Origin of the sequence: Imperialibacter sp. (assembly GCF_040222385.1) — a bacterium.
Taxonomy (GTDB): domain Bacteria; phylum Bacteroidota; class Bacteroidia; order Cytophagales; family Cyclobacteriaceae; genus Imperialibacter.
The window spans coordinates 1-14,523 of record NZ_JAVKDF010000010.1; the positions used below are offsets into that span (position 1 = coordinate 1).

6 protein-coding genes are annotated in these 14,523 nt (G+C 44.8%); 3 read left to right on the top strand and 3 right to left on the bottom strand.

Features of this window, described 5'->3' with window-relative positions:
• Nucleotides 1-115 precede the first annotated feature (115 nt).
• Nucleotides 116-11,035, top strand: a complete 10,920-nt coding sequence (locus tag RIG68_RS01450) for an Ig-like domain-containing protein (protein ID WP_350117974.1) — start codon at nt 116-118, stop codon at nt 11,033-11,035.
• A 77-nt stretch (nt 11,036-11,112) separates the two neighbouring features.
• Here RIG68_RS01450 and RIG68_RS01455 read toward each other — a convergent pair whose 3' ends face one another.
• Nucleotides 11,113-11,460, bottom strand: a complete 348-nt coding sequence (locus RIG68_RS01455) for an Hpt domain-containing protein (protein ID WP_350117975.1) — start codon at nt 11,458-11,460, stop codon at nt 11,113-11,115.
• Nucleotides 11,461-11,617: 157 nt separating this feature from the next.
• Here RIG68_RS01455 and RIG68_RS01460 point away from each other — a divergent pair, with 157 nt between their 5' ends.
• Entirely contained in the window at nt 11,618-12,085 is a 468-nt protein-coding gene (locus tag RIG68_RS01460) for a hypothetical protein (RefSeq protein WP_350117977.1), read from the top strand.
• A 94-nt stretch (nt 12,086-12,179) separates the two neighbouring features.
• Entirely contained in the window at nt 12,180-12,689 is a 510-nt protein-coding gene (locus RIG68_RS01465; protein WP_350117979.1) for a rhomboid family intramembrane serine protease, read from the top strand.
• Here RIG68_RS01465 and RIG68_RS01470 read toward each other — a convergent pair.
• On the bottom strand, nt 12,686-13,096 hold the full coding sequence (locus tag RIG68_RS01470) for a response regulator (protein WP_350074229.1): 411 nt from the start codon (nt 13,094-13,096) through the stop codon (nt 12,686-12,688). The two genes, RIG68_RS01465 and RIG68_RS01470, sit on opposite strands and share 4 nt — an antisense overlap.
• 97 nt (nt 13,097-13,193) lie before the next feature.
• Nucleotides 13,194-14,480, bottom strand: coding sequence for a citrate synthase (locus tag RIG68_RS01475; protein ID WP_151998667.1), 1,287 nt, complete (start codon nt 14,478-14,480; stop codon nt 13,194-13,196).
• Nucleotides 14,481-14,523 lie beyond the last annotated feature (43 nt).

Here is a 14,523-nt window from a genome sequence, read left to right on the forward strand (position 1 = left end):
TGATATTCCAATTGAAGAGGGAGAGACTGTTACAGTTACTTTTGATGGACTTTCTGGTTCTCCAGATGCAGCGGATGGTATTGGCAATCTTGTTCAGGACTTTTCTGGTCAGGCTGTGACAAACAACGTGGACGGAACAGGCCCTTCTTTTGCGAGCGCTGTGGTAGAGAATGCAGCAGCAGACGAGCTGAAGGTAAGCTTTGATGAGGCAGTTAATTTGACAGTGGCAGACGGATTTTCTATAAGTACCTCTTCATCAGGGGCAGTTATCACTGGAGTGGGTGGAGGTAGTGGTACCACAGAGATCACATTTACACTTGATATTCCAATTGAAGAGGGAGAGACTGTTACAGTTACTTTTGATGGACTTTCTGGTTCTCCAGATGCAGCGGATGGTATTGGCAATCTTGTTCAGGACTTTTCTGGTCAGGCTGTGACAAACAACGTGGACGGAACAGCGCCGATGTTTGACAATGCTGTAGTAGAAGATGCTGACCGAGACGATCTCGTAGTGACCTTCGATGAACCCATAGTTCTTAGCGATCAGTCTGGGTTTTCTCTGAACTCCGATGGATCGCCTGTTTCGATAACCGGAGTAAGCGGAAGTGGAACACTTGTTCTAACGTTTTCTTTGGATCGTGATATTAATGCTGTTGAAGTATTAACCCTTGACTATAATGACGCAGCCGGGGATGCCGGGGATGCCGGAGGCAATGCCCTTGGTACATTTGGAGTGGCCGAAAGTGTTACAAATAATGTTTTAAATTCTGCTCCCTTGCTGGATGCGGGTCAATCACCGACGCTTTCAAATATTGACGAAGATAATCTGACAAGTGCTGGCAATACGATAGCTGAAATAGTTGTTGACGCCTCTATCACCGATCCTGAGGGAGCGGTGGAAGCGATAGCTGTGACCGTAGTAGATAATACGAATGGAGTGTGGCAGTATTCTTTAGATAATGGATCATCATGGAATCTATTCAGCGGAACCACCGGTTCGAGTGCAGATATTACCACAGCGGCAAGACTACTGGATGGTACTTTAGTAGGGGTCGGAACTCACAAGGTAAGGTTTGTTCCAGATGCCGACTACAATGGTGATGCGACTTTTACTTTCAAGGCTTGGGATAGGACAGGTGCAGGTGTGGCGGGAGGCACGATTGATGCAACGACTGGAGGTGGGACAACAGCCTTTTCGACGTTGGATGATGTTGCCACTATAACTATCAACCCGATCAACGATGCCCCAACTTTAACAGGTACTGTGGCATTTACGGCCATTGATGAAGATGATGTTACCAATTCCGGCACATCAATTTTGTCATTGATAACCAGTTTTGCGGGAAACTATACCGATTCAGATGCAGGTGCTTTGGCAGGTTTAGCAGTAACAGGAGTAAGCACTACTAATGGCACTTGGGAGTTTACACTTGACGGTATTGGGTGGACTGCCCTAGCCCCAACAGGTGACACAGATGCGGTCTTGCTGGCGTCGGACGGAAACAATGCTATCCGATTTGTCCCTTCGGCTGACTACAATGGTTCAACTGGAAACACGATTAGTGTAAGGGGATGGGATCAGACTTCTGGCTCAGATGGTAGCCCAACCAATGTAAGTGTTAATGGAGGCACAACGGCATTTAGCGCTGGTGTTGCTGCTACGGCGAGTATTACGGTGAATGCTCTCAACGACGCCCCAACATTTAATGTTGTGCTAGGGAACCAAAATGTAAACTCTGATGCAGGAGCAGTTTCTCTGCCGCTATTTATTGACCCAGCAACGCAAATTGTAGTTGGGCCTGCTGACGAAAATACGCAAACGTTAGATGATTTTACCGTATCAATATTCAGCGACCCTAATGGCGTTCTGGTGCCGGCTTCTGCGGATATCGACAATTCAGGCACATTGACATATTCTGTTGTTAGTCAGAAACAGGGAGTAGCCACAATCAACGTGTACATAGTTGATGATGGGCCAACTGGCAGCGGAAACGTTAATACCTCGCAACTTTACCAGTTTACCATCACTGTGACTGATAATCAACCGCCCGCCATTACCAGCCGGACGCCATCGAACGGGGCCTCTGGTCAGGCTGCCAGAAATACTATTCAATTTGTATTTAATGAGCAGGTTACTGTGGGCACAGGGGACATCGAAATCAGAGACAACTCCAATACCAATCTGCTTACAAGCGTTTCGGTCACTGATGCGACCAAAGTTCAGTTGACTGGCGGCAATACGGTCGATGTAACTTTTGATAATTACATGCTCAAGAATGGCAAAACCTACTATGTAATTATTGAAAATGGTGCATTTTTAGACGTTAATAGCTCCAACTCATTTGCCCTGACGAGTCCAACTGGATGGACTTTCACTATGTCAGCTGCAAACAGTTCAGCTCCAAACCTGCTGTACACAATTCCGGCGAATGGGACGCTTGATGTAGGAGTGACGCAGGATATAATATTAGTGTTTGACGAGGTCATGCGTAAGAATGCTGGTGCAAGTAGCTATGTTTTTGTAGACAAGGAAACATCTTTGAGTGGCCCAGTCATAAGTAATGATGTAATTAGAATAAACCCTCGGGCTAATGATGATTCTGATTTTGGGCTAATTGATAATGCGACCACGGGGAGCAATAGAGTGGTTATCAACCTTGACCAGAGTCCGGTAGTATTGACTAGCGGAGTAAATGGCACACTGCCATTTACTTTTGACGAAAATTCTTTTTATAGTATTCAGGTGGACAATGATGCCTTTGAAGATATTCAAGATGATAATTCGCCTGCTATTCCGAAGTTTTATTTCAAAACAGTAGCTGATGGCACACCGCCAACACTAGCTGCGGTAAACGCAGGAGCTTCACCGACCGAACCATTCCAACCAGTTGATGGCGCTACAGCTGTCGCAGTTGCCACGTCCACAATTTACGCAACGTTCAATGAGCCGGTAGCAAAGGGGACCGGTAACGTTAAAATCTATGCAGACCTTAGCCCCTCAGATTTGCTTATTTCGGACGTAGCGATTAGTAACGGTGCTTTTACAGTGAGTGGCCAGCAGTTGGCGATTAACCTTGCTTCCCTTGGAGTTACCCTGTCTGGAGGCATTACTTACTATATAAATATTGATAATGGTGCGATTAAAGATTTGTTTAATAACTCCTTTGCGGGTATTTCCAATAGCACGACTTGGAATTTCACCACGGCAAACGACGGGGTGGCGCCGGTAGTCAGCACCCTGAACCCACTTGACAATACTGCGGAGGTTGGCTTGAGCCCAACTTTGACCGTTACTTTTAGTGAGCCGATCAAGAAGTTTGCCACGCCTGGCACCAAGTATTTAAGGATTTATTATGGAGCCAACGACAATTTGTTCGCACAAGTCGATGCGAATAGTGTGACAATTGATGCTAATCAAGCAACTTTTTCCGCTGGATCTGCATTTCCAGGGTTTACTGATTTTTATCTTAAGATAGATAACGGAGCCTTTTTCGATTACAGTACGCCAGCCAATAATTTTGCTGGAATATCTAGTAAGACAGTGTGGAACTTTAAGACTACCGCTACCGGTGATGTCACTCCTCCCGTGGCCAATTTTGGTAGTGCCACGCCGGCAGATGGCGGCAACATAATCACAAATACACCTTCGTTCTCAATCAACTTCAATGAAGCGATAACGGAAGGTGTTGGAATGATTTCACTTTTCAATGCTGCGGGTGACGTTCTCACGGATTCCTGGGATGTTCTTACAGACGTTAATATCAGTGGGTCTACGGCGACATTTCAATTAAATATCGCTTCCCTTGCCTATGGTGCCAGCTACTACATTCAATGGCCATCTGGTACTTTCGAAGACCTGCTGGGTAATTCTGTTGCAGCCAATAGCAATACAACCAATTGGAATTTTTCTGTGGCAAATTCGACGGTTGTAACGCCAGCTTCTGTGCTCCTTTGTTCAAATGGAGATTATACAAGTATTGGTACCATTACTATTTCTGAAGGATCTAATGGAGGTTTTTCAGGGGGAGGAACGTACACGATATCGCTACCGGTTAATTTTGAGTTTGATGTTACCTCGACACCAGATTTCTCCGGGGGAACTTACACTGATATTTCAACTCCCGCCGTTGTTAGCTTGACCAAGAGCGCTTTTACGTTTAGTTATTCTGCATCAACATCGGCGGCTCCTGATGTTATTAGCATCGATGGCCTTTTTGCTAAGTTTACCGGCGTTGCCGACATCACTACTTCCGCTTATCGATCAGCCGGGACAGCGACTCAGGTCGGGAATGCAGCAGCTGACTTGCAGAGTAATATTGACCTTCAGGGAGTGGTGGTTGCCAGTCCAAGCCTGTCTTATGCGACTTACACAGACTATTATGGAGAAAACTTTACAAATGGTGAAATATACAATATTGTTAACGTAAACGTTTATGACGGCTATACATTTAATGCGGTTGACCCGGTAGTGACCCTGAACGGCGCTAACTCTGACGTTCGGTGGTATTCCACTGAAGATTTGGCGACCGAAGTAACATCGCTTTACCAAAACGTTGCCCCGTCTATGGGAGACCTCGGTTTAGACGACGATGGAGATAGCGGCAACGGGTACTCTCCCAACAATCGTTTCGATTCCGAGTATTGGTGGGGAACAAGTGTGGCGCATGATCCGTTTGGTATCCACACCTGGTGGGTAACCAATACAAATGCAAATGGCTGTGAAAGTGATCCTGTTAAAGTAAGGGTTGTCAGCTGGGAAATTTTTGGATACGGCCCGACTGCTTCAACTCAGTTGGATGAGGACCAGTACACCTACTATATTTATGATACACCTGCCAATCATACTGTGACATGGTCTGGGCCTGGCCTTGAATCGCCCACTGGCTATTTTGGCTACGGGGGCTACAAATGGATAAAATTTAGGCCGACGACCGCCGGATTGGGTGTTCATAACCTTACAGCTACCCTAAAAAATGTTATTACCGGGGAATCTTACACAAGAAACTTTCAGGTAACCGTATTGCCTTCGACATCTATTTTAAGCTCTGGGGAAACTCAGCCATGTGTTCCCATTACTTATGGCGGTAGTGTGGTGAATGAAAAGAACCTTTATCAAATAAACCTATCAGATTTAAGCTCTGCAAACTATATTTTCCACAAGATTGAGGTTTACAGTAGCAATCTTGGAGGTAATCTGACATCTGCTAATGTGTATGCGGTTGTTAATAATGGTGGTGGCGATATATATATTCCTGCGGCTGATATTTTTGTTAACGCCCTTAGTACAACTGACTATTATGACCCAACCAACGGTGCTTATTCTCCCACGTATGGCTATATTACAAATTGGGTGCTAGACAAAACTGGACTGACCTCTGGTTACTATTACATAAGGCGGTATGTTACAACTAGCGGTGATGTTGACCCCGAGGAAACATTGGTGAATCCGTCCTTTATCTTTGGGCAGGAGCAAATTTATTTGAATGCGGCGCCATCAGTATCGATTTCTAATCTGAGCACCGATAACTGCGAAAGTGATTCGCCCATAGACTTGGATGTTGTTGTTGATGGCATTTCGTATACAAATCCATCAGGTAATTTTTACTATCAAGTGCACGACGGCATTGGGTTTGGGGCGGAACAATTGCTCGATGGGGGTGGGACTACCCTCAACTTTGGAGTCCTGGGGGCAGGCAGATACAATTTGGTGTATGTATCTGATGGGAGTGAGCAGGCTGGAACAGGTTGCATAGGGAAAAGTGTAGCGCAGGAATTTTTCATCTATCCTATTCCAGTACTCCCCAGTGTGCAAGCTGGCGCCTCCATTCTTAATCATGGTGGGTTGGTTAGTGGAGATTACTTGTTTGAGTATTGTAAAGGGGAGGTTGTAGACGACGTAGTGGCGCCGCCATTGGGAACTGGGTTCTATACTTGGTCGTCCGATCTTGCAGGTAACAACGTATTGGGAAATACGAACACTCTTGCTGCTACGGCCATTTTTGGAGGAACAAATACACCAAATACGACTACAAGGACTTTTTACTTGAGAGAAACGAGCAGCAATGGGTGTGCGTCATTACCAAGGAAGTTTACAATTAATGTGTATGATGTTCCGGGCACACCAATAGTAATTGAATCTGGTGGGGATCATATTTTTAACCAGGGAGGAGGCTCCTATCTGATTGAGTATTGTGATTCAGAGGATATTGCTGACATAGTTTTGGATGCTACGTTTCTTCAAACAGGCTTACCAGTAGGCAAGACGTCGTACTTCCAATGGTATGAAGATGATGGGTTTGGTAATACTGATTATGGTAGTCCACTGTTAGTTGGTAATATTCTGACACCTGGAGACATAGGATTAAATGCAACGGGTGGAAATCCGGTAGCTTCCAGTCAGACATTTCATGTTGTCCAGTACAATGACAGGGATAATTCGCCTGGCTTTGTAGGTTGCGCTAGCGCTCCGACCAAGGTAACCATTAGTGTTTTTACGACGCCAACTAACCCAGTAGCGACGGCAGGTAATGGCTTTAGAATGCAATATTATGCTGTTAAGAACTCTACGTCGCTTACCGCCGACGGAGTGACTGGAATCAGTTTTCTTAACACTCCCTCTGGTACTTCTGCAGTATACAGATGGTACCAGGACGACGGCACGGGAAGTGCGCCAAGCGCTTTCATCAGCGAGAGCCCAATTCTTACTGTCAGCGATGCATCGCTGAACGGGCTGGATTTGGCAACGGCAGGCACTTACTATTTCTGGGTGAGTCAGGCCACCAGTAAGAACTTTGTGTCATCCTTTCAAGGGTGTGAGAGTGATGCAGTTAGAGTCGCCATTACTGTTTTTGATGCACCTACGACACCTGCCCTTACGGCTTCAACTCAAACATCTTATAGTTATTGCACTGCCGATGACTACTCAAATGATACATATACTATTATCGTTGACGTTCCTCCTGGCTACTTGGGGTCACAGGGAGCCCAGGAGTACAGGTGGTATCGATCTGATGCATCGGGAAATAAGATCAACCTCAATCCGGTTTTCATTGGTGCCGCCCCTACCGCCCAACAGCTTGGGATTACCGGGCTAAGCAGCACCCACACAAGGTATTACATGGCCACGAATGTTACCGACATTATAGGTGTCAACGGAGCCCAGTTTGCTGGGGGTGAAAGTGCTGGTGTGGTTATCCAGTTTGATTTTTTTAAGACACCGGCAGCTATAGATATCCCAGTTGCGGCACGGACGTACTACTACTGTGAAGACGATGTTGATGACACTACCATTGCTACTTTAACTGCTACTAGCACTACCGATGGGGTAACTTTTAAGTGGTATTACGAAGGTGACATTGTTTTTCAGGAAGTCGATGAAGATGCCAGTGCCGCTGCTGCCAGTACGGTAAATCCAATTTCTGACTTTGAATTATCACCAGGTGTGCCGGTAATTGACCCAACAGTCGACGGCGTATATGATTTTACTGTTACACAGACGGATGCTGGTTGCGAGAGCGCTATAACATCAGCCTCAACCATTCGAATAAATATCTTCGCCCTACCAATTACGCCAACTCCGTCTAACGCCAATCCAAGTGTATGTTTAGGTCAGTTTGAAGATCCGTTTGTTTTAGATGTTACAGGTAAGTTACCTGGAGCCAGGTTAAACTGGTATGATGGCGAAGGCACGTTGCTCGCTAACACAGACACATATAGCCCAGATATTAATCTTCCGGCAGGAAACTATACGTATAGAGTAACCCAGACGACCAACCGAATAGGTACTGATGGCTCAATTTTTCCAGGATGTGAATCCGAGGCGGCAGAAATAACATATCAGGTATTTGACATCGGCGCTGCCCCCGAAGCGACTGGGCTTCTGGTAAATGGCCAGTACATATATGAATATTGCGTTGGTGATGACATTCTTGATATGGAAATTGTTGACCCAGATCCTTCGATCACTTATCGGTGGTACAGCGATGAATCCCGCACAACTCTGGTTGGAGACAAACCAATTTTAGCCCCGCCTGGAGTAAATAACACCAAAGATTTTGACAGGACTTATTACGTACTGAAGTCTAGCTCTGATAATGGATGTATTTCAGATGACACCGAGGTGCGAGTGATTGTTAGAGCTTTACCATCACTAAGCTTTACTCAAAACAATATAGCAGGAAACATAGCAATTTGTGTTAACGCAGCACCTGTAGCGCTCAGCGCCCAAGATGGTATTGGTACTTTCTTTGGAAATGGTGTGATCGACAATGGGGACGGTACCGCTACATTTAATCCTCTTGGAGCAATAGATTCACTTGGCATAATCGATCCGCAGCTCCTTACGGAGAGTGTGGTAGATACCATTTGGTTGGAGCATACTAGTACCTTGCAATTTGTTTCAGGAGAAGGCTGTTACAATTCTGTTTTCAGACTTGTCACAATCAATCCCCTTCCTGAGGTGAACTTTTTTTCTGATGGTAATTTTGAATTTGAAGACAACAGCTTTACTATTTGCGTTAATGCCGGTGCTATTTCACTAATTGGAGATCCTTCCGGAGGTACTTTCACAGGGCCCGGCATTACGGCAACTACTTCTGGAGCAAGGTTTGACCCTCTTAGTGCCCGGACTGAAGACGGAGCCGGATTATATGGCCCCGCCACAACATACACTATCAAGTATGAATATACTAATCCAGCAACATTGTGTTCAAACAGCGTAGAGAAGCAAATTATTGTCTTGCCGCAGCCCCAAATCGACTTTAGCATTAATGGTGGTTGTTCAGGAGAACCTGTGAACTTTGGTGCACTAATTAGTAATGAAGTTGATTTGTCAGGGGTTTCAAAACTAATATGGGACTTTGGAGACGAATCGGATAAATATGAATCTGCTTCGTCAACTGACAGGACAGTTACACACCATTTTAATATCACCCTCCCCAACGCAACTCAGCAGGATTTTCAGGTGAGCTTAACGGTAGTAAGTGTTGATGGCTGCTCGAGTACTTTCTCCAAAAGTGTATCGATAGGCTCAAGTCCAACTCCAAGGTTTGCCTGGTCAGGTATTATTGAGAACCAACCTACAGTTTTTGAAATTGACGATCCGGGAATAAATATTCAGAGTCTCGCAAATGTTACTTTCCAACTTTATAGCGGCGACGAATTGCTGTTTGTTGAGAGTAGAGATAGGAATCCTGCTTTGACTGATGCCGCAGCTCAGCGAGCTTATTTGCAAGGTAGTGTCACCACAACTCTACCAACCGGGGGCACTTACAGAGGGGTTCTGAGTTTGCGTTCTGTTAACCAGTGTTTCATTTCTTTAGAAAGAGATGTTCAGATACTGAATGTGAAAACAGTTACGGCAGATCAACCCTATTTGGCTACCTTCGATTCGGGGCCAGAAGGCTGGTTCGCTGATGTCACTTTCAATGATGATCCTTTGCTTCCTGGGGTGTCAAAATTTGAGTTGACATCACGTCCAAATTCATGGGAGAATGCCGTGCCGGGCGGTAGCATCCTAAACGATGAAGGTCTGTCAAGAGGCTGGGTAACGAACGCTGACGGAAATTACAACACTGAAGAAAAATCATGGGTTTACAGCCCCGCTTTTGATATATCAGCCCTTCTTCGCCCAATGGTCAAATTCAATTTGATGTATGACTTTGATGGTAGAAAAGATGGTGTTGTTCTTCAGTATTCTACAGATAATGGCGCAAACTGGCCAACTTTGGGGCTGTATGATGGAGGTATAGATGAAGCAACAGGCATTAATTGGTATACACTAGAGGGAATAGTGTCCGACCCAGGGGGCCAAGATGATCAGGGGGGTACCGACAGGGTTGGTTGGGGTGGCTCAACCGATGAGCAAGGCATAAATTATTCAGAGGCCAGACATAAATTGGATGAAATTGCTGGTAATAGATCAAGCGTGAGATTTAGGTTTGCCCTTGGTTCAGACAACTCAGTCGATAGCGACAACCCGTTGACTGATGAAGAAGGGTTTGCATTTGATAATTTTTGGATCGGAGAAAGAAGTAAACTCGTTCTGTTGGAGAAATTTACCTCGACGACAAGCGAAACAAGCCGCACAGTCGACGTGACCATTAAAGAGCTTTTGGAGGATTCAACTATTAATAACGATGATGTGATAGTTCTTGATTATCACACAGAATTTAAAAAGACTGCCAGCGATATTGATCCTTTTAATCAGGTGAACAAAGCTGACCCGGGGGCAAGAGTTCTTTTCTACGGAATCAACAAGGTGCCTTTGTCAATAATAGCCGGCGATCTATCAGAGGGTACGTTTAACGCAAGCACAACCTCCAACGTTCCTTATTCAGAGTTTACATTGTCCAAATCTTCCTTGATAGATCCTGAGGTCAATATTTCGATAGAACAATTGCCATCAGAATCTAAAGTGCTTTCCTTGGCTGTTTCATATAACAAGACCGGTCTTAGGCTACCAGAGGACGCAGAGCACAGACTTTATGTGGTGGTGATAGAACGATATGAAGAATATCAAGGCAATCCTTATTCTAATATTGTAAGAAAGATTCTGCCAGATGGAAACGGAATTAGGGTTGAAAATCTGCGAGCCCTTGATGGAGTTCAAACAGTAAATGTAGTGCCATGGGAAATAAGCGGGAAATTGGTAAAAGACCCTGAAGAGTTGGCTGTTGTTGCTTTTATACAAAGTAACAACAGCAAGCTTATCTATCAATCTGCGATACTCGACATCGTGGGCAAAGAAGCGAATGCCACCGGCGTCGATCTCCCCGGCGAAATAGCTTCATCTTACGCTCTTTACCCGAACCCGGCCAATACGGAAGTGGGCGTAAGGTTTGATAGCCAGCTGAACAACGACTTTGAATGGAGACTGATTGATCAGGCAGGAGCTACCATTTCGAACGGAAGAGTCCAGAAGGGGAGTGAAGCGGCAACATTCGACACAAGGTCTGTACCAAGTGGCATGTACTTTGTGATCATCAGCAATGAAAATGCCAGGTTCGAACCTAAGAAGCTGTTGATTATTCATTGATCAATTGGTGATCAGAGCATAAAAAAGGCGACGCTTCTCAGAAGTGCCGCCTTTTTTATGCTTTGCAATTTGCTTGGCTAGAAGGTCTTTAGCAGTTCACCCAATTCAGCAATGGCTTGAGTGGTAGTGCCGTCTACTTTGCCAACAAGTACCTTTATTTCGTCAGGCTTTTTCCCCTCTTTGGCAAGCGTTTCCAGCTCAAGTACATTAGCTTTTAGCTCCTCTATGCCCATAAATGCGATGGATGGCTTCATTTTATGGACTATTCGTGCCAGCAGAGGCCAGTCTGAGGCATCGTGAGCGCTTTGCATTTCAGTCAAATTCTCTGGAATAGTCTCGATAAATGCCTCGATCATTTCTTTCATGAATTCAGTATCTCCTTCACAAACTTTTTCCAAATAAGATAAATCTATTATGTTGGCCATATTTTCTTTTTAGCTTTCCAAGTCTTTAAATTTAAGTAAAACATTAGAAATACAGTGAGGTTTAAATGTTTGTTCGTAAAAGTGATGACTCATCGTTTTCAGTAACGCAAATTTTGATATTTTCGCATAAGACATTCATTTCAACAAACGATATCTAATGATACCTGAATTTGAGAAACTTCGTGACGACGAAGTAGAAATTTTGCTAAAGGCACCTGCCTATGTATCGGTGCTGATTGCGGGCGCAGACGATAATATTGATAAGTCAGAGATTCAAAAGGCAATTCAGCTGGCTAAGGTGAAACAGCAGAAAGCAAGGGAGTCGCTGCTAGGCTACTATAAGGTAGTAGGGGAGAGGTTTGAAAACGATTTTATGACCATGATAGAGGAGCTGCCTCACAACGCATCCGAGAGAGGGCCGGCCATCAACAGAGAACTGAAAAAGTTGAACCTCATTTTGCCAAAGTTAAACAAAACCTTTTCTACTGAATTTTATGCCAGTCTGAAGGATATTGCCAAGAAGATTGCTGAATCCTCTGGCGGCATTCTGGGATATTTGTCGGTTAGTTATGAGGAGGCCAAATTGATGGAGTTGACAATGATCAACGACCCGGCAAAGAAGTAAAAACCTATTTGACAATAAACAGCCCAGGCAGTCCCTGGGTTTTTTTATGCTTAACGGAAAGTACATTCTTCCCCCCCTCAGGCTTGTCTTCTTAATGTGGGCTTTCTTTGCTGTGGAAAACTACGTGTCTATTGATCTTGGCTTTCTTGGCATTTATCCAAGGACGCTCCACGGATTGATCGGCATACTTACCGGCCCTATGATCCACGGTAGCTGGATGCACATCACATCCAATACACTCCCTTTACTTTTTTTAGGTGGAGCCCTTTACTATTTCTATGACAAGATAGCCACAAGGGTATTTCTCCAGTGTTATCTTTTCACGGGGATATTTGTATGGTTGTTTGGCAGGCCTTTCTACCATGTTGGTGCCAGTGGATTGATATACGGGTTGGCTTTTTTCCTCATTTCGTTTGGTATTTTTCGGAAGGATTTCCAATCATTGTTCATTTCTATTGTAGTGGTGGTGCTGTATGGCAGCATCATCTATGGGATTTTCCCTTCGCGGCCGGGGGTGAGTTGGGAGTCACACTTGATGGGTGCCATTGTAGGTGTGACAACGGCGTTTACGTTGTCGAAAGTAAGATCAGTTTCCTCGTCCTAGAGTGGGGTAAGCGACTGCATGATCGACGTGACCTGCTCAAGGGTGATTGGCTTAGAAAAAAAGCCCTTTACAATATCAATTTCCTTTGCTCTTGCCCTGTCGGAGTTCAGTAGTGACGAGCTGATGACAAACACAGGTATTTTTTTGGCAAGAGATACCTGAAGATCTACGAAGCCTTCCAGAAACTCCCAGCCGTTTAATGTCGGAAAATTCAAATCAAGAAGGATTACATCCGGCAGATTCTCAGCACTTTTCTTGTGGAGCATGATTTGCCTTAGGGCATCATAAATATCTTCAAAGTCCTCTATCCGACCAATCGAAGGTTCCTTCTCACACAATTTTTTTGTTATGAAACGAAAAGATGGATCATCGTCTACAATGAAAACATGAAATTTCTTAGCTGCCATCCCCGGTCGATTATTACAGGCTCAGTGTCCTGATCAAATTGGCTAAAAAAAAGCCCTATCGCAAGATAGGGCTAAGTTATTTTCAATAAAAACGATCTTATCTCTTACTAATTGGGACGTAGTTTCTTTCCACCTCTCCCACATATACTTGCCTTGGTCTGCCGATAGGCTCACTATTGGCTCTCATTTCCTTCCACTGAGCAATCCAACCCGGAAGCCTTCCCAGTGCAAACATCACAGTGAACATTTCTGTAGGTATGCCAATGGCTCTGTAAATAATGCCACTATAGAAGTCTACGTTCGGATATAGCTTTCTTTCTACGAAATAAGGGTCTTTCAATGCCGCCTCTTCCAACTCTTTGGCTATATCGAGCACCGGGTCATTCACACCCATTTTCGCCAGAACATCGTCAGCAGCTTTCTTGATTATCTTGGCCCTTGGGTCAAAGTTCTTGTATACTCTGTGGCCAAATCCCATCAAACGGAAAGGATCATCTTTGTCCTTCGCTTTTTCAAGCCACTTTTTACTGTTGCCACCATCTTCTTTAATAGCTTCCAGCATTTCGATAACCGCCTGATTGGCACCACCATGAAGCGGGCCCCACAGCGCATTGATACCTGCAGATACTGAAGAGTAAAGGCTTGCCTGAGATGAGCCTACAATTCGTACAGTTGACGTTGAACAGTTTTGTTCATGATCCGCATGGAGGATGAGCAGTTTGTCCAAAGCGCTGGCAACTACGGGGTCAGCTTCATACTGATCCGCCGGAAGAGCAAACATCATCTTCAGAAAGTTGCCGCAGTAGTCGAGGTTATTGTCAGGGTAGATGACAGGATGCCCCATTTCGTTCTTGTATGCCCAGGCAGCAAAAGTGGGCATTTTGGCAATCAGTCTGATAATACCAAGGTTCACTTTGTCCCACGACCTGTTTGGGTCGAGAGATTCAGGGTAAAAAGCGGTAAGCGAACAAACCAATGAAGAAAGTACGCCCATTGGGTGGGCATTGCTTGGAAACCCTTCCAGTATTTTCTTGATGTCCTCATGCACTAGTGTATGGTGCGTGATGTCTTTTTTGAAACTGTCGAAGGTTTCTTTTTTTGGCAGCTCGCCGTAAATGAGCAGGTACGCCACCTCAAGGAAAGTCGATTTTTCAGCGAGATCCTCTATTGGGTAGCCCCGGTACCTGAGAATGCCCAACTCTCCATCGAGAAAGGTGATGGCTGACGTAGTGGAGCCCGTGTTTTTGAAGCCTTGATCAATGGTGATCAGCCCGCTTTTTGCTCTGAGGCTACTAATGTCGATTGCTTTTTCATTTTCTGAACCCTCAATCACAGGCATTTCGTAAACCTGGCCGTCGTAATGTATTTCAGCAACTTTAGACATTGATTCGAATAAATTTATATGATACTAACGATAAATAATGCTG